Below are 16,799 nucleotides of genomic sequence, written 5' to 3' on the forward strand. Positions count from 1 at the left end.
GTCGAGCAGGCGCCGTCGCGCGACCGCGAGGCCGGCCTCGAGCGCGGCCGAGGCCAGGTCGGAGAGCGCGGCCGCGACCTCGGCGAATGGCGCGGGCTCCCCCGCGGCCGCGCCGCGTTCGAGGTCCGCGACCATCAGCTCGGCGAGCAGTTCGCGGTAGCGCGTCCGGAGCGCGTTCCAGGCGGACTCGTCGGACGACGACGCGATCGGCACGCGCTGACCCGCGGCGACGGCCGGGTCGTCGGCGACGGCCGGATCCGCGACCACCGTCCCCGGGATCGGATCCGCAGCCCCGACGGCGGCGAGCAGCTCGTGCCGCGCCTCCGCGGCATCGGGCACGCGCCCACCGTCCCGCAGCAGGCGCGCGAGGTCGCGGGGGTTCCGCGTGAAGAACTCGGCGAGCGCGGGCGAGGCGCCCGCGAGGCGGCACAGCCGCGCCCACTCGCTCGCGCCGAGCCCCGCGCAGAGATCCGGACACCGCTCGGCGAGCTCGCTCAGCCGCGCGAGCGCAGTGTCGGGATCGGCCGCCCCGGCGAAGGCGTCGAGCAGGGTCTCGGCGTCGACCGGCGCGACGCCCGCGTTCGCGGCGCCGCCCGCCTGCTCGGCGAGCAGCGCCGCGAGACCGTCGATGCGGTCACGAGCTTCGCTCAGCTCTTGGAACCCGGCGCGCGCGACGCGGCCGAGCGTGGAAGGGCGGGATCCCGGAGCCATCGGCCGATCAGATCGTGCCGAGCATCGAGGACAGCTCGAACGGCGTCACCTGGCTGCGGTACTCGTCGACCTCGCGACGCTTCTCGCGGATCAGATAAGCGAACACCTGCTCGCCCAGCGCCTCCGCCACGAGCTCGGAGCGCTCCATCACCGCGAGCGCGTGATCCAGGCTGGTGGGCAGCGGATCGAAGCCGAGCGCGCGACGCTCGCCGTCGCTCAGCGCCCACAGGTTCTCCTCCGCCTCGGGCGGGAGCTCGTACTCCTCCTCGATGCCCTTGAGGCCGGCTGCCAGCAGCACCGAGAAAGCGAGGTAGGGGTTAGCCGCGCTGTCGAGCGCGCGGTACTCGACGCGGGCGCTGCCGCCCTTGCTCGGCTTGTAGCTCGGCACGCGCACGAGGGCGGAGCGGTTGTTGTGGCCCCAGCTCACGAACGAGGGCGCCTCGTCGCCGCCCCACAGACGCTTGTACGAGTTGATGTACTGGTTGGTGATCGCCGTGATCTCGGGCGCGTGCCGCAGCAGGCCCGCGACGAACCGGCGGCCCGTCTGCGAGAGCTGGTACTTCGCCGCCGGGTCGTAGAACGCGTTGGCGTCGCCCTCGAACAGCGAGAGGTGCGTGTGCATGCCCGATCCCGGCTGCCCGGCGAGCGGCTTCGGCATGAAGGTCGCGTGCACGCCCTGGGCGATGGCGACCTCCTTCACGACCGTGCGGAAGGTCATGATGTTGTCGGCCATGGTGAGCGCGTCGGCGTACCGCAGGTCGATCTCGTTCTGCCCCGGACCCGCCTCGTGGTGGCTGAACTCGACCGAGATGCCGAGATCCTCGAGCATGTTGACGCTGTCGCGCCGGAAGTCGTGCGCGGTGCCCCCGGGGACGTTGTCGAAGTAGCCCGCACGGTCGACAGGGACGGGGCCCTCGGCGCCGAACTCCTTCGACTTGAGCAGATAGAACTCGATCTCGGGGTGCGTGTAGAACGTGAAGCCGCGCTCCGCCGCGCGGGCGAGACCGCGCTTCAGCACGTTGCGCGGGTCGGCGACCGCCGGCTCGCCGTTGGGCGTGCGGATGTCGCAGAACATGCGCGCCGTCGGGTCGGTCTCGCTGCGCCACGGCAGCAGCTGGAACGTCGAGGGATCCGGGACCGCGAGCAGGTCCGACTCGTAGGCGCGCGTCAGGCCCTCGATCGCGGACCCGTCGAAACCGATGCCCTCGCCGAAGGCGCCCTCGACCTCGGCGGGCGCGAGCGCCACCGATTTGAGCGTCCCCGCGACGTCGGTGAACCAGAGGCGCACGAACTTGACGCCGCGCTCCTCGATGGTGCGGAGGACGAAATCCCGCTGCTTGCTCACGCCGGCTCCGATCGGGTCGATGATCCTCCCCGCGCTGCGCGAGGACTGCTCTCAGACTACCGGCGCGGAGCCCCCGCGCGGCTCAGTCGTCCTGCGCGTCTTCCTCGGCCCACTTCCTGGCGCGTTCCGCGACGATCTCGGGGCCTCGGGCGGCCTCCTCGCGCGTCGCGAACGGACCGATGCGGTCGACCGAGAGCGACTGCGGCCCGTCCTCGACCTCGCCGGTGCGCGTGTTGTACCAGTACGTCTCCTGGGGATCGTCGATCCCCCAATCCCGCTTGCTCATGTTCCATAGACTAGACGCATGCCGTTCGATTCCGCAGGTCACCTGGTCCCCGGTCGTGTCAGCCCCGTGCGGGCCGTCCCCAAGCAGATCCAGCGACCGCCGTACGTCGGACTCGACGCGCCGCCGCCCTACACGGGCGACAACACCTACACCGAGGACGAGATCGCGAAGATCCGCGCCGCGGGCCGCATCGCGTCGCGATCCATCGACGCGGCCGCGGCGGCGATCCGCCCGGGCGTCACCACCGAGGAGCTCGACCGGATCGCGCACGAGTACGTGGTCTCGCACGGCGCCTACCCGTCGACGCTCGGCTACCGCGGGTTCCCGAAGTCGAGCTGCACCTCGGTCAACGAGGTCATCTGCCACGGCATCCCCGACGACACCGTGCTGCGCGAGGGCGACCTCGTCAACATCGACGTCACCGCGTACCTCGACGGCTACCACGGCGACCTCAACCGCACGTTCCGCGTCGGCGAGGTCTCCGAGGAGGCCGACCTGCTGATCCAGCGCACCGAGCAGGCGCTCATGCGCGGGATCAAGGCGGTCGCGCCCGGCCGCGAGGTGAACGTGATCGGCCGGGTCATCGAGACCTACGCGAAGCGCTTCGGCTACGGCGTGGTGCGAGACTTCACCGGGCACGGCGTCGGCGCCGCGTTCCACACGGGGCTCATCATCCCCCACTACGACTCGGCACCCCGGTTCGACGATGTGATCGTGCCCGGCATGGTGTTCACGATCGAGCCGATGCTGACGCTCGGCACCCACGAGTGGGATCAGTGGGAGGACGGTTGGACCGTGACCACCCGCGACCGCTCACTGACCGCGCAGTTCGAGCACACGCTCGTGGTGCGTGAGCAGGGCGTCGAGATCCTCACGCTGTCGGACGACTGAGGCGCGCGGGCGCGTTCGCGCCTCCCTGCATCGACCAGTGGACGTCGAACCGACGATTGGACGTCTCGGTTGCGCCCGACACGCCACCCAATGACGGATAGGCGGTCCACCGGTGGAAGCTCGTTTGAACCCGACCCACGGCAGCAAAATGCTCCCGCAGACCGCATGATCATGCGGCAGACAGGGGCAAAAGGAGAATGGGCCGGATCATACGCCGGGTTCTGTCCCGCCGGCCGAAACCGGCGGTGACGGTCATCTCTCTCGGAGTGCCGTTGCCGACACCCTCTAGCGGCCTACCCGCAGACTCGGCGAGGAGCTTCAACGCCTGCTGTCTGGCCTTGCTGCGAACGAGGTTTACCTGGCCGCCCGTGTCACCACGGACGCCGGTGGTCTCTTACACCACCGTTTCACCCGTGCCGCTCCGGTTGCCCGGAGCGGTCGGTCTGCTTTCTGTTGCACTTTCTCGCGGGTTGCCCCGGGTGGGCGTTACCCACCGTTCTCCTCTGTGCAGCCCGGACGTTCCTCGGCACGCCCGCCGAAGCGAACGCGACGCGACCGTCTCACCGACCCATTCTCGGTGAACAGTCTACTGAACTTCGGCGATACCGGCGATGCCGCGACGATCGCCCAGCCCGTAGTAGTGCCGGAAGTTGTAGATCAGGGGCCGCCACCGTTCCGGGTTCACGTGCGAGGTTCCCGGAATGGTGAGTTCGTCTGCGACATGCACCGCGCGCACCCGCGCATGCACGCTGGCGAGCCCGTCCGGCTCCTCGTGGATCCCGGTGACCCGGGCCTCCAGGTGGACGGGGAGCTCGGCGACCCGATCCGGCGCGACGGTGCTCGAGCTCAACGGATGCCAGTCCGCTGCGGCGAACTTGTCGGCGACGAAGCGGGTGCCCTCGCGCTTGCCCTCGGGAATCGGGTCGGCACCGGTCGTCCGCCCGAGCCGTTCGACAGGCTCCCATCGGCCCTCGTCGACGAGATTCAGCACCAGCTCGGGCCTCCTCCGCAGGTTGGCGATGCTGTGCCCCGTCGCGCCCAGCCCGATCACCAGGAAATCGTCGAGCGCCCAGTAGGAGGAGATCGGCGCGAGGTTCGATGTGCCGTCCGCGTTCGCCGTGGACAGCACCCCGACCGGCGTCCCGAAGTAGAGCACGGATGGAGTGATGGTGCGATGCACGCCGGAGGGATCGGTAGCCGAGGGATTCGTTTCGAGCATGCGGAACAGTGTGACCGCGTGACGTTTCGGCGCGCGCCGAAGCATCGATCGGGAAGAATAGCCGCATGGACGCGCGCGAAAACGGAGCCGCGCTGGCACGGGCAGCCTCGGTGCTCTCGGACACCAGCCGAGCCACCATGTTGCTCATCCTGCTCGACGGTCGCGCCTGGACCGCGACCGAACTCGCCGCGCATGCCGGGATCGCCCGCTCGACCGCCTCCGAGCACCTGCACGTGCTCGTCGACAGCGGACTGGTCGTGGAGCGTCGGGCCGGACGCCACCGCTACCTGAGCCTCGCCGATTCGCGCGCGGCCGCACTGGTCGAGAGCCTCTCGCTGTCGACGGCGCCGTCTCCGCCGAAGCCGTCGCTCCGCGGGATCGCGGCGGACCGGGCGCTTCGGGAAGCGCGCAGTTGCTACGACCACCTCGCGGGCGCCGCAGGGGTGACGCTGCTGCGGACGATGGAGGAGCGGGAACTGATCGGTCCGGGAACCGGGCTCACCGCCGCCGGCGAACGGTGGTGCGTCGAACTCGGTATCGAACTCGAGTCCGCTGAGCAGTCTCGCCGCCCGCTCGTCCGGCGCTGCCTGGACTGGACCGAACGCCGGGACCATCTGGCGGGGAGCCTCGGCGCCGCCGTATTCGAGCGGTTCCTGGTCCTCGGATGGCTGGCTCGCGGTTCGGTGCCCCGAGCGGTGCGCGTCACCGAACAGGGCCGCGCCGAGCTGGATCGTCGGCTCGGCCTCTTCGAGTGAGCGGAGCCTACGCCTCGTCGACGCGCACGAGGATCGCGCCGCTGCCCGGGCAGAACACGATCTCGTCGGGTGCGGTCTCGCGGATCGTCATGAGCTCGGCCGGCGCGAGAGCCATGTTGGATCCCTCGGAGACGTTGCCCCGCAGACGGGCCGCGCCGATGCCGTTGCGGGAGCGGGTCTCCTCGTAGAGACCGAGCAGGTCGCGCTGGATCTCGGCGGCCACACCGGCGCGCTCCTCAGCAGCTGCGGCGGCCTCGCGGGCGATGGCAGCTTCGGCCTCGCCGATCGCGGCCTCGAGGGCCGCGCGACGACCATCGACACCGCTGAGCGCGGCGGCCGCCTCGTCGAAGCGCGCCTTCGTCTGCTCAGCGACCTCCATGAGCTCGAGCTCGCGTTCCTCGAGCTCGCCGGTGCGGCGCGCCAGGGTGTCGAGCTCGTTCTGCAGGGCCTGCGCCTCCTTGGGCGAGGTGCTCGCGGCGATCAGCTGCTCGTCGCGAGCTTTGCGATCCCGCACCATCTGGGTGTCGGACTCGAGCCGATCGATCTCGGCCTGCTGTCCGTCGAGCTCGCGCTGGAGCCCCATGAAGCGCTCCTTCGCCGCAGACAGCTCGCCCTGCAGCGACGCCAGCTCGGCGCGCTGCGGGATCTGCTCGCGTTTGCGCCGCAGCCGAGCCGCGGTCGTATCGAGCTCTTGCAGGTCGAGCAGCAGTCGCTGCTGGCGGGGACTGGCCTTCATAGCACCCAAGACTAGCGCCCGGAGCCCGCACCGGATGCGCGGCCGTCGTTCGCGCCGACCGAGAAGGCCCACGGATCGGTGCGGCGCGCGCTCACCCGGAACTCGACGCCGGGCAGTTCGGCGGCGAGGCGCTCGGCTGCGCCCTCGAGCCAGAGCGATTCGCTCGCCCAGTGCGCCACGTCGACGAGCGCCGGGCCGCCGGCGACCGCCGACTGCTCGAGCGACTCCTGCGCGGGGTGGTGCCGCAGGTCGGAGGTGAGGTAGACGTCCGCTCCGCGCACGAGCGGGTGGTCGAGCAGGCTGTCACCGGCACCGCCGAGCAGCGCGACGCGCTGGACCGGGCGAGCGGGATCCCCCGCGACGCGGACTCCGCTGACCGTGACCGGCATGATCCCGGCGACCCGCTCCGCGAACGCGCGGAGCGTTTCGGGTGCGGGCAGCTCCCCCACCCGGCCGATCCCGGCGCTCGGATCGCTCGCCATCGGCACGATGGGCTGCGCATCCGCCAGGCCGAGCCGTCGTGCGATCACGTCGGAGACCCCGCCCTCGGGCTGATCGGCGTTGGTGTGCGCTGCGAGCAGCGCGCACTCGCCGCGGATCAGGCGCGCGAGCAGCGATCCCTTGGCCGTGTCCTCGGCGATCGAGTTGATGCCGCGCAGCAGCATGGGGTGATGCGTGAGCAGCGCGTCGGCGTCCCAGTCGAGCGCCTCCTCGACCGTGGCATCGACGGCGTCGACCGCGAGCAGCACTCGGCGCAGCGGAGCCGCGGCACGGCCGGTGACGAGGCCGACGCGATCCCAGCTCTCGGCCGTGGCCTCGGGCCAGAAGCGCTCGGCCGTGCGGCGCAGATCGCCGAGGGTGTGCGGTGCGTCCTGCGTCATGACTACCTCCGGAGCAGCTTGCGGGCGATACCGTTGCCGAGCAGCTGCACGAGCTGCACGATCAGGATGATGATCAGCACCGCCGACCAGGTCACCCACGGGTTGAACTGGCGGTAGCCGTACTGCATGGCCAGGTTACCGAGACCGCCGCTGCCGATGATTCCGGCCATCGCCGTCATGTCGACGACCGCGATGAACGCGAAGGTGTAGCCGAGCACGACGGGCCCGAGCCCCTCGGGAATCAGCACGGTGATGATCGTGCGCAGCGGCCCCGCGCCCATCGCGCGGGCCGCTTCGATGGCGCCCGGGGGCACCGTGAGCAGGTTCTGCTCGACGAGCCGCGCGATGCCGAAGGTCGCGGCGAACGCGAGCACGAACATGAGGGCCGGGTCGCCGATGCCAGTGCCGACCACGATTCTCGCGAGCGGTTGCAGCGCGAAGATCAGCAGGACGAAGGGTATCGGACGGAAGAAGTTCACGAGGAAGTTCAGCACGACGAACACCGGCCGGCTCTCGAGCAGCCCGCCCGCCCGCGTCACCGTCAGGATGACGCCGAGCAGCAGCCCGAACACGCCGCCCACCGTCATCGCGACGAGCACGTAGGTCAGCGTCTGGAACGTCGCCAGGAGGAACGAGCCGTCCTGGATGAGTCTGATCAGTCCGTCCATCAGCGGAGCACCTCCAGTTCGGCCTGCTGCCCGAGCGCCGCGACCGCGTGCTCGACCTGCAGGTCGTTGCCGATGAGTTCGAGGGTGAGGCGGCCGAAGCTGCGGCCGCCGACGTCGGTGATGCCGCCGTGGATGATGCTGACGCCGACGCCGCGATCGGCGAGGGTCTGGAACACGACGGGCTGGTCGACGCCGCCGTCCTTGAGCGTGAGGGTGACGAGCGTGCCGCGGTGCCGCTCGCGCAGCTCGGCGAGGTGCTCGGGATTCGGTTCGGTCGGCAGCGCGGTCGACACGAAGCGGCGCGTGGTCTCGGTCTTCGGGCTCGAGAAGACCTCGAAGACGCCGCCCTGCTCGACGGCGCGGCCACCGTCCATGACGGTGACGCGGTGCGCGAGCTCGCGCACGACGTCCATCTCGTGGGTGATCAGCAGGATCGTGACGCCGAGCTCCTGGTTGATGCGGCGGAGCAGCGCGAGCACCTCCTGCGAGGTCTCGGGGTCGAGCGCGCTCGTGGCCTCGTCGGCCAGGATCACGCCCGGGTTGGTGGCGAGGGCGCGTGCGATGCCGACGCGCTGCTTCTGCCCGCCCGAGAGCTGTTCGACGTAGGCGCCCGCCCGGTCGCCGAGACCGACGAAGTCGAGCAGCTCGGCGACGCGCGCGCGGCGCTCCTCTGTCGGGACGCCCGCGACGACGAGCGGGTACTCGACGTTCTTCGCGACGGTGCGCGAGTGGAACAGGTTGAACTGCTGGAAGATCATGCCGATGCGCTCGCGCACCCCGCGGAGCGCCCGCTCGGGCAGTGCGGTGATCTCGTCGTCGCCCACCAGGATCGTGCCGCTGGTGGCGCGCTCGAGTCCGTTCACGAGCCGGAGCAGCGTGCTCTTGCCCGCGCCGGAGTAGCCGATGACGGCGTGGATCTCGCCGGAGGCGACGTCGATCGAGACATCGTCGACGGCGACGATCGGGTCGCTCGCCTTGCCTCGGCCGGGGTACTGCTTGCCGACCCCGATCAGTTGGACACGGGTCATCGTTCCCTCACTTCTGAGTGGATGGTGGTGCCGGAAACGCCGATCGAGCGAGCGCGACGCATCGGAATCACGAGATCCTCGGTTCCGACTCGTCGCGCTCGCTCGATCGTTCGAACGGCGGGAGCGCTTACTTGTGCTCCTTCACCTGCTTCTCGGCGTCCTTCAGAATATCCTGCAGCTCCGACACGGGGGTCTTCAGCAGGATCGCGCTGCCGCCCGAGTTCTCGAGCACGCCCTTCTGCACGGCCTCGTCGCTCTGGTAGAGGTCGATGAGCTTCTTGAAGGTCGGGTTGTCGGCGTCCTTCTTCTTCGCGGCGAAGATGTTGATGAAGTACTTCGCGCCGGCGTCCTTGGGGTCGTCCTGGTAGAGGGCGTCCGAGAACTTCAGGCCGGCCTTCGTGACGAAGTCGTTGTTCACGACCGCGCCGTCGACGTCGGCGAGCGAGGTCGCGGTGAACGACGCGTCCATCTCCTTGACCTTCACCTTCGAGGCGCCCTCGTCGATGTCCTTCGGGGTCGAGAACAGCGTGCCGCCGTCCTTGAGCTTCAGCAGGCCCGCCGACTGCAGCACGTTCAGGCCGCGGGCGCGGTTCGTCGGATCCGACGGGATCGCGACGGTGCCGCCCTTGGGGATCTCGTCGAGCTTCTTGTGCTTGGTCGAGAACACGGCGAGCGGGTAGATCGCCGTCGAGCCCACCGGCACGAGGTCGTCGTTGTTCTGCACGTTGTAGTCCGCGAGGTAGACGATGTGCTGGAACTGGTTCAGGTCGAGCTCACCGGCGCTGAGCGCGGGGTTCGGCTGGTTGTAGTCGGTGAAGTCCTTCAGCTCGACATCGATGCCTTCCTTCTTGGCGGCATCGACGAAGGTCTTCCAGTACGGGTCGCTGGCGCCCACCACGCCGATCTTGACGTGCTTCGCATCGGACGACCCGGAGTCCGCGGAGTCGTTCGAGGTCGCGCAGCCTGCGAGCGCGGTGGTAGCCACGAGCGCCAGGGCGGTGATCGAAGCGGCGATGATGCCGCGCTTCTTGCTGAGTGCCATGGATTCCTCGTTTCGTGACGATCTGGCTCGGTCACCACGAGTCTGGGCGATGCCGCCCGGCCGACGCGAACTGCGTGACGTTTCATGACGGAGGCGAGGATCCTGCGAAATCGGAGCGCCGCGGACGCGCGGCGGCCACGCGCATGGGATACTGAGGTACGACGCCTCAGACGGCGCCGGCGGGCAGGCCGGGAGTCCTCGACATTCCACGGAAGGAACCCACCGTTCACATGATCCAGCGCGCGGATGCACACCTCGAAGCTTGGAAGGCCAAGCAGGAGCTCGCCGAGCGGATGATCCCGCTCATCGGTCAGCTGTATCGGGATCACGACGTGGTCATGTCGGTGCACGGGCGCAGCCTGGTGGGCCGCTCCCCGATCGACATCATCCGGGCGCACAGCTTCGCGCGCAAGATCGACGACGTCGAGCTGCCGCTCGACGAGTCGTCGGCGGTCGTCGAAGCACTGGCGAAGATCCAGCCCGGCCCCGTCTCGGTCGACCTCGCGCTGCTCGCCAACGGTTTCCGCGCGTCGGGCCAGAGCGATCTCGAGGCCTACCTGCGCGCCGAGCTGGCTCCCGCGCTCGAGGCCGAGCGCGGCAACGGCACCGACGTCGTGCTCTACGGCTTCGGCCGCATCGGCCGCCTGCTCGCCCGTATCATCATCGATCACTCGGGCAGCGGCAACGGCCTGAACCTGCGCGCGATCGTCGTGCGCAAGGGCTCCGAGAACGATCTCGCGAAGCGCGCCAACCTCCTCAAGCGCGATTCGGTGCACGGCCCCTTCAACGGCACCATCAAGGTGCTCGAGGACGAGGACGCGATCCTCGCCAACGGCGTGCGCATCCAGGTCATCTACTCGAACGATCCCGCGAGCGTCGACTACACGCAGTACGGGATTGAGGACGCGATCCTCGTCGACAACACGGGCCGCTGGCGCGATGCCGAGGGCCTGGGCCAGCACCTGCAGAACCAGGGCATCTCGCGCGTTCTCCTCACCGCTCCCGGCAAGGGCGACATGCTCAACGTCGTGTACGGCGTGAACAGCTCGAAGATCACCGACGAGCACACCATCCTCAGCGCGGCCTCCTGCACCACGAACGCCATCACGCCGGTGCTCAAGGTCATGAACGACCACTTCGGCGTCAAGCGCGGGCACGTCGAGACCGTGCACTCGTACACCAACGATCAGAACCTGATCGACAACTTCCACAAGGGCGACCGTCGCGGCCGCTCGGCGGCGCTCAACATGGTGCTGACCGAGACCGGTGCCGCGAAGGCCGTGTCGAAGGCGCTCCCCGAGTTCGAGGGCAAGCTCACCGGCAACGCGATCCGCGTTCCCACCCCCGATGTCTCGATGGCCGTGCTCAACCTGCAGCTCGAGCGCGAGACCACCCGCGAGGAGCTCAACTCGATCCTCGAGCAGGTCTCGCTCACGGGCGCGCTGCGCACGCAGATCGACTACGTCGAGTCCGCCGAGATCGTCTCGACCGACTTCGTCGGTTCGAACCGCGCCGGCATCGTGGACGGTCTCGCGACCATCGTGACCGGCGACAGCGCCGTGGTCTACGTCTGGTACGACAACGAGTACGGCTACAGCTGCCAGGTGGTCCGCATCATCGAGCAGCTCGCCGGCAGCCACCCGGCCCATCTCCCGGCGCTGGAGGCCTAGCAGCCCGGCCCGGCCCCACCCGCCTCAGCCCCCGAAAGGAGCACCATGTCCGAGAAGTTCATCATCGGAGTAGACGGTTCCGAGCAGAGTCGCGCAGCGCTCGATTGGGGGTTGAGGCGGGCCGGCGAACGCGGCGCGTCGGTGGAGTTGATGTACGTCACCGACGACACCTTCCTCTCCGAGAGCGTCGCCTTCGTCTCCGAGGCGCAGAAGGCATCCGACGAGATGCTGGCCGCAGAGTGCGCCTACGCCAAGCGCAGCGGCTTCGCGGGCTCGGTCACCGGCACCGCCGTGGTCGGCCACCCCGTCACCGAGCTCGAGCAGGCGTCGAAGCGCGCGGATCTCCTCGTGCTGGGAGCCCACTCGGGCAGTCGCTTCGCCGGCACCTTCTTCGGCACCCGCGCCGTCAAGGTCGCCGCGGTCGCGCACTGCCCGGTCGCCGTGATCCCGAAGCCGCGCACTGCGGAGGAGGTCGAGCGCGTCCCCGGCATCGTGGTCGGCGTCGACGGATCCGAGCCCTCGAAGCGCGCGATCGCCGTCGCCGCAGCCGAGGCGTCCCGGGCCGGCGTGCCGCTCATCGCGGTCTACGCCTGGATGCCGCCCCTCACGCCCGGCCTCGAGTATCTCTGGAGCGAGGACCTCATCGCCGCGCAGCGTTCGGCGGCCGAGGAGGCCATCGCGATCGGCACCGCCGGCCTCGCCGAGCGCTACCCCGATCTCGAGCTGCAGCGCAAGCTCGTGCAGTCTCCCCCGGTGACCGCTCTGGTCGAGGCCGCGACGGGCGCCGACCTGCTCGTGGTCGGCAGCCGCGGTCACGGCGGGTTCTCCCGCCTGCTGCTCGGCTCGGTCAGCCACGGCGTGCTGCAGGAACTGCCCTGCCCGACCCTCGTGACCCGCGCCGAGTGACCACCGGTCCCTCGGAGTCCCCGGCTCAGCCGACCGGCCGCGTGGTCGTCGGCGGAGCCGGGGGTTTCATGGGCGGCGTGCTCGTGCAGCGTCTGCGCGAGTCCGGTCGGCAGGTCCTCACGGTCGGCCGACGCGGAGCCGATCTGCGCTGGGACGACGATGCGGGCCTCGCCCGCGCCGTCGACGGCGCGTCGCTGGTGCTCGGCCTCGCCGGCAAGAGCGTCAACTGCCGCTACACCCCCGCGAACCGCGCCGAGATCCTCCGCTCGCGCGTCGGCACCACCGCAGCGCTGGGACGCGCGATCCGCACCGCGGATGCACCGCCCCCGCTCTGGATCAACGCGTCCACCGCGACCATCTACCGGCACGCGGAGGACCGCCCCATGACGGAGCGCGCGGGCGAGCTCGGCGAGGGGTTCTCGGTCGGCATCGCTCGCGCTTGGGAGCGCGAGTTCTTCTCGGGCGAACTGCCCGGCACCCGCCGCGTCGCGCTGCGCACGGCGATCGTGCTCGGCCACGGCGGAGTGCTCGGTCCCATCGGCGCGCTGGCCCGCCTGGGCCTCGGCGGGGCGCAGTGGGACGGCCGCTGGCCGATCCCCGCGAGCCGCCGCCGGGCTGGTACGGCGCACCGCTTCGGCGCCCGCTGGGGCGCGCAGCGTTTCAGCTGGATCCACGTCGAGGACGTCGCGCGCATCGTCGGGTTCCTCGAGTCCCGTCCGCAGCTCGATGGACCGATCAACGTCGCTTCGCCGAACCCGTCGACCAATCGGGAGCTGCAGGCGACCGTGCGCCGCGTGCTGGGGATTCCGTTCGGCGTGCCGATGCCGCGGTGGATGCTCGAAATCGGGGCCGCCGCGATCCGCACCGAGACCGAGCTCGTGCTGAAGAGCCGCTGGGTGCTGCCCGAACGGCTCCAGGAGGCGGGATTCCGCTTCGCCTACCCGCAGCTCGAACCGGCGCTGCGCGAATCCTTCTCCTGACCTGCTGCGCGACTCGAGTACGGAAAGCCGTGCCGACCCACTAGGGTTTTGCCATGCCCAGTGACATCGATGTTGCGGCGCGCGGCGGCGCGGCCGAGCGCCTCTCGCGCATGATCCAGCTGCCCACCGTCTCGGCCGAGCACGAGACGCGCGGTGATGCCCCCTTCGAGGCCTTCGTCGAACTGCTGCGCGAGCTCTACCCGCTCGTGCACGAGCGCCTCGAGCTGGAACGCGTCGGCACGCTCGGCCTGCTCTACCGCTGGCGCGGCGCGGCGTACGAGCGCGAGCCGCTCGTGCTGATGGCGCACTTCGACGTCGTCCCCGTCGACGAGAGCGACGACTGGACGCATCCGCCGTTCGCCGGCGTCGTAGCCGACGGCTTCGTCTTCGGGCGCGGCGCGCTCGACGACAAGGGGCCGCTGCTGGTGGTGCTGGAGGCCGTCGAGAACCTGCTCGCCGCGGGCTTCGCACCGGCCCGCGAGGTCTACCTCTCGTTCGGCGGGAACGAGGAGACGTTCGGCGACGCGGCGGAGGCGATCGCGCAGGCCCTGCGGCAGCGGGGCATCGTGCCCTGGATGGTGATCGACGAGGGCGGCGCCGTGGTCGACGCGCCGCTGCCCTTCGTCCGCGGCGCCGCCGCCATGGTCGGCGTCGGCGAGAAGGGCATCGCGACCCTGCAGCTCAGCGCCCGCGGCGACGGCGGCCACGCATCCGCTCCACCGACCCGCACCGCGGTCGGCCGGATCGCCCGGGCGGTCGACCGGCTCGGTCCCACGACGTTCCGCCCGCGCACGCCCGCCGGGATCTCGCGCATGCTGAGACTCTTCTCCGCGCGCGCGAACCGCCCCGCGGGCCTCCTGCTCCGCGCGCTCGCGGCGATGCCGCCGGTCACCGCTCGGCTCTTCGCGCGGCTCGGCGGCGAGCCCGCGGCACTCGTGCGCACCACGATCGCCGCGACCATGCAGTCGGGCGGCACCGCGGCGAACGTGCTGCCGTCGCAGGCGACTGCGACTCTGAACCTGCGTATCGCGCTGGGCGAGAGCGTCGCCTCGGCGACGCGTCGGGTGACGCGCCGGATCGGGGATCGCGGGGTACGGGTCGAGCTGCTCGAGGGCAGCGAGCCCTCGGCCGAGTCGCGCACCGACAACGCGCAGTTCGCGCTCATCGCCCGCTCGGTCGGAACGTCCCACCCCGAGGCGGCGACGGTCCCCTACGTGATGATGGCCGAGACCGACTCCCGGTACTTCCATCGGTTCTGTCCGGCGGTCTACCGCTTCGCTCCGCTCGCCATGTCGGCCGAGCTCCGCGCCACGATCCACGGCGTCGACGAGCGCGTCTCCGTCTCCGAGCTGGAACGCGGCGAGCGCTTCCACCGTGCACTGCTGATGGGGCTGTGACCGTGTCGCGCATCACGCTCCGCAGCGTCGCGGGAATCGTGGGCCTGCTCGCCTTCGTGGAGTTCACGAGCGGGATCCTGCAGGGCTACTACACGCCGATGCTCACCGACATCGCGCGCCACCTCGACGTGCGCGACGCCGACGTGAACTGGCTCGAGGGATCGCAGCTGATGCTGTCCGCGCTCATCGTGCCCGCGCTCGCGAAGCTCGGCGACATGGTCGGGCACAAGCGGATCCTGCTCGTCTCGACCGCGGTGACCGCTGCGGCGAGCGCGGTGCTGCCGTTCACCGACAACTTCGGGGTGTTCCTGGCGGCGTGGGCGCTGCAGGGCTTCTACGTGGTCTGGCTCCCCCTCGAGATCGCGATCATCTGGTCGCGGACCCGGGGCAGCGATGGGCGTTCGGTGCTGACGACGCGCGCCGCGGGCATCCTGGTGGCGGCGCTCGAGCTGGGCGCGATCCTGGGTGCGTTGGGAGGTGGGGCGCTCATCGATGTGCTGCCCCTGCCCGTCGTGCTCTCGGTCCCCGCGGTGTGCGTGGTGATCTGCTTCTTCGTCGTCCGGTTCGGGGTGTCCGACGTCGGGATCCCGAACCGGGGCGAGTTCGACTGGGTCGGTGCGTCGCTCATCTCCCTCGCGCTGCTGGCGCTGACGGGCGGTTTCAGCCTGCTCCGTCTGCAGGGTGCGGGTGAACCGCTGCCCTGGGTGGCGCTGGGGCTCGGCCTCCTGCTCATCGTTCCCTTCGCCCTGTGGGAATTGCGTCATCCGGATCCGCTGATCGATGTGCGCATGTTCCGGTCGCCGGCACTGCTGCCGATCTTCCTGACCGCCGGCCTCTTCGGGATGAGCGTGCTGGGGGCGCAGGCTCCGCTGTCGACCTTCGCGCGCACCGATCCCGAGCGCTACGGCTACGGGCTCGGTGCGTCGGGGTTCGGCGCATCGCTCCTGATCGGCTTCTACCTGATCGCGATGATCACGGGGGCGCTGCTGTTCCCGAAGCTGGCGCGTCGGATCACGCCGCGGTTGGCGCTCGTGGTGGCGTCGACCTGCATCGGCGTGGGGTACCTGCTCTTCCTGCCCTTCCACGACGGGTACGGCCAGGTGGTCGCGAACATGGTCGTCGCGGGGCTCGGGTCCGGGGCGCTCGTCGCGGCGCTCCCTGCGGCCGCGGCGTCGGCGGCGCCCGAGACGCAGACGGGCGTCGCGACGGGTCTCACCAACTCGGTGAAGACCGTCGGCGGCGCGCTGGCCTCCTGCGTGTTCGGGATCGCGCTGCTGCACGGTGCCACGGGTGCCGCAGCCGGCGAGACGGCTACGGCGGGGTCGCTGTCCGGGTACATGATCGTCTGGATCGTGTGCGGTGCGAGCGCGCTCTGCTCGGCCGTGCTGCTGTGCTTCGTCCCGCGCACCGCGTTCCAGGATCGCGAGTCGATCGCCCCCGCGAGCGCGTAGCGGCGCCGCATCGGCGGCGGCTAGACGAACGTGCCCCCGGGCCGTGCGAGGTCCGCGATGCCGCGCAGCACCGCCTGCGACACGATCCCGCTCGATGCGGGCCGTTCGGGCAGCGGAGCGTTCGCGGCGGCGAAGCGGTACTCCCCTGCGGGGCCCGAAGCTTCGATCACGTGCTCGGTGTGCGGGGCGCTGGGGTCAGCGACCAGTCGCACCTCGGTCTCGTCCCAGAGTCCGGTGGCGGCGGCGAGCGCCACGGCGACGTTGAGCGAGCTCGGGAACCGTTCGATCGCGTCCTGCACGGTGCCGGTAAGGATCCGGGTCGGTTCGGTGAGGCCGAGCAGGGCGGCCCGCTCGGTCTCGGTCATCCAGGGCTGCACGAGGGCTTCGGGACGCTTGGTGGTGGTGAGCGAGGCCCGGGCGAGTCCGCCGTCGCGCGTCGCGGCGCGCAGGAGGTCGAGGCCGCCGATCGCTCCGGAGGAGAGACGGCAGACGCCGGGGCCGTCGAGCAACCGGGCACGATCCGCGGGGTCGGCGAGGGCGCCGATCGAGACGAGCAGCAGGTCGCGCCCCGCGGCGATGACCCGCGGACCGAGTTCGCGGGCGGCGAGGACTCCCGCGCACTCGACGACCAGGTCGCTGGAGGCGATGGCGTCGTCGAGATCGAGTTCGGCGATCCCCCGCGCGGTCGCGGCTCCCGGGGTGCGGACGACCGCGCCGGCCAGGACGGCGCCGGGCGCTGCCCCGTTCCGCAGTCCGTCGGCCACGCGCGCGCCGATGGCGCCGAGCCCGAGGAGGGCGACGCGGAGCAGGGGCTGCTGGGGCATGGGGCCAGC

The 16,799-nt window shown here is 70.6% G+C and carries 16 protein-coding genes, 1 other RNA gene and 1 pseudogene; 7 read left to right on the forward strand and 11 right to left on the reverse strand.

What is annotated here, in order from left to right; translation table 11 throughout:
• The 3 genes and pseudogenes from XM48_RS13255 to XM48_RS13265 form a co-directional block, all read right to left on the reverse strand.
• A pseudogene (locus tag XM48_RS13255) lies at nt 1-711 on the reverse strand (hypothetical protein); the annotation flags it as partial.
• A gap of 7 nt (nt 712-718) precedes the next feature.
• On the reverse strand, nt 719-2,056 hold the full coding sequence (gene glnA, locus XM48_RS13260) for a type I glutamate--ammonia ligase (RefSeq protein WP_046456319.1): 1,338 nt from the start codon (nt 2,054-2,056) through the stop codon (nt 719-721).
• Between the two features lie 82 nt (nt 2,057-2,138).
• A complete protein-coding gene (locus XM48_RS13265) occupies nt 2,139-2,342 on the reverse strand; it encodes a hypothetical protein (protein ID WP_046456320.1) in 204 nt (67 codons plus the stop codon).
• An 18-nt stretch (nt 2,343-2,360) separates the two neighbouring features.
• Here XM48_RS13265 and map point away from each other — a divergent pair, with 18 nt between their 5' ends.
• A complete protein-coding gene (gene map, locus XM48_RS13270; RefSeq protein WP_046456321.1) occupies nt 2,361-3,233 on the forward strand; it encodes a type I methionyl aminopeptidase in 873 nt (290 codons plus the stop codon).
• 194 nt (nt 3,234-3,427) lie between these two features.
• On the opposite strand, the gene rnpB is transcribed toward map, so the two are convergent.
• Together rnpB and XM48_RS13275 are read right to left on the reverse strand one after the other, a co-directional pair.
• Nucleotides 3,428-3,804, reverse strand: an RNA gene (gene rnpB, locus XM48_RS17105) — RNase P RNA component class A.
• Nucleotides 3,805-3,819: 15 nt separating this feature from the next.
• Nucleotides 3,820-4,452 carry a flavin reductase family protein gene (locus XM48_RS13275; RefSeq protein ID WP_046456322.1) on the reverse strand — a complete coding sequence of 211 codons (633 nt, stop codon included), beginning with the start codon at nt 4,450-4,452 and terminating at the stop codon, nt 3,820-3,822.
• Nucleotides 4,453-4,517: 65 nt separating this feature from the next.
• Here XM48_RS13275 and XM48_RS13280 point away from each other — a divergent pair, with 65 nt between their 5' ends.
• Complete coding sequence (locus tag XM48_RS13280; RefSeq protein WP_046456323.1) at nt 4,518-5,207, forward strand: helix-turn-helix transcriptional regulator; 690 nt, start codon at nt 4,518-4,520, stop codon at nt 5,205-5,207.
• A 7-nt stretch (nt 5,208-5,214) separates the two neighbouring features.
• On the opposite strand, the gene XM48_RS13285 is transcribed toward XM48_RS13280, so the two are convergent.
• The 5 genes from XM48_RS13285 to XM48_RS13305 form a co-directional block, all read right to left on the reverse strand.
• Complete coding sequence (locus XM48_RS13285) at nt 5,215-5,943, reverse strand: zinc ribbon domain-containing protein (protein WP_046456324.1); 729 nt, start codon at nt 5,941-5,943, stop codon at nt 5,215-5,217.
• Between the two features lie 11 nt (nt 5,944-5,954).
• Complete coding sequence (locus XM48_RS13290) at nt 5,955-6,824, reverse strand: Nif3-like dinuclear metal center hexameric protein (protein ID WP_046456325.1); 870 nt, start codon at nt 6,822-6,824, stop codon at nt 5,955-5,957.
• 2 nt (nt 6,825-6,826) lie between these two features.
• Nucleotides 6,827-7,492, reverse strand: a complete 666-nt coding sequence (locus tag XM48_RS13295; protein WP_046456326.1) for a methionine ABC transporter permease — start codon at nt 7,490-7,492, stop codon at nt 6,827-6,829.
• Entirely contained in the window at nt 7,492-8,520 is a 1,029-nt protein-coding gene (locus XM48_RS13300) for a methionine ABC transporter ATP-binding protein (RefSeq protein WP_046456327.1), read from the reverse strand. The genes XM48_RS13295 and XM48_RS13300 overlap by 1 nt, the downstream gene beginning before the upstream one ends.
• Before the next feature lie 127 nt (nt 8,521-8,647).
• Nucleotides 8,648-9,562, reverse strand: coding sequence for a MetQ/NlpA family ABC transporter substrate-binding protein (locus XM48_RS13305; protein WP_046456328.1), 915 nt, complete (start codon nt 9,560-9,562; stop codon nt 8,648-8,650).
• Nucleotides 9,563-9,792: 230 nt separating this feature from the next.
• Between XM48_RS13305 and XM48_RS13310 the strand changes: the two genes are divergently transcribed.
• From XM48_RS13310 to XM48_RS13330, 5 genes are read left to right on the forward strand one after another with little or no spacing between them, the layout of a single operon-like run.
• Nucleotides 9,793-11,232: a glyceraldehyde-3-phosphate dehydrogenase gene (locus XM48_RS13310; protein ID WP_046456329.1), complete on the forward strand. Its 1,440-nt coding sequence runs from the start codon at nt 9,793-9,795 to the stop codon at nt 11,230-11,232.
• Between the two features lie 45 nt (nt 11,233-11,277).
• Nucleotides 11,278-12,138, forward strand: coding sequence for a universal stress protein (locus XM48_RS13315; protein ID WP_046456330.1), 861 nt, complete (start codon nt 11,278-11,280; stop codon nt 12,136-12,138).
• Nucleotides 12,135-13,118 (forward strand): epimerase, encoded by a 984-nt coding sequence (locus XM48_RS13320; protein ID WP_255350872.1) that lies wholly within the window; start codon nt 12,135-12,137, stop codon nt 13,116-13,118. The genes XM48_RS13315 and XM48_RS13320 overlap by 4 nt, the downstream gene beginning before the upstream one ends.
• A gap of 53 nt (nt 13,119-13,171) precedes the next feature.
• Nucleotides 13,172-14,515: a M20/M25/M40 family metallo-hydrolase gene (locus XM48_RS13325; protein WP_046456331.1), complete on the forward strand. Its 1,344-nt coding sequence runs from the start codon at nt 13,172-13,174 to the stop codon at nt 14,513-14,515.
• Nucleotides 14,512-15,966: an MFS transporter gene (locus XM48_RS13330; RefSeq protein ID WP_046456332.1), complete on the forward strand. Its 1,455-nt coding sequence runs from the start codon at nt 14,512-14,514 to the stop codon at nt 15,964-15,966. The genes XM48_RS13325 and XM48_RS13330 overlap by 4 nt, the downstream gene beginning before the upstream one ends.
• Before the next feature lie 20 nt (nt 15,967-15,986).
• Here the strand turns inward: XM48_RS13330 and XM48_RS13335 are convergent, their stop codons facing one another.
• Nucleotides 15,987-16,790: an aspartate dehydrogenase domain-containing protein gene (locus XM48_RS13335; protein ID WP_046456333.1), complete on the reverse strand. Its 804-nt coding sequence runs from the start codon at nt 16,788-16,790 to the stop codon at nt 15,987-15,989.
• Nucleotides 16,791-16,799 lie beyond the last annotated feature (9 nt).

Source organism: Leucobacter sp. Ag1 (genome assembly GCF_000980875.1).
GTDB lineage: Bacteria > Actinomycetota > Actinomycetes > Actinomycetales > Microbacteriaceae > Leucobacter > Leucobacter iarius.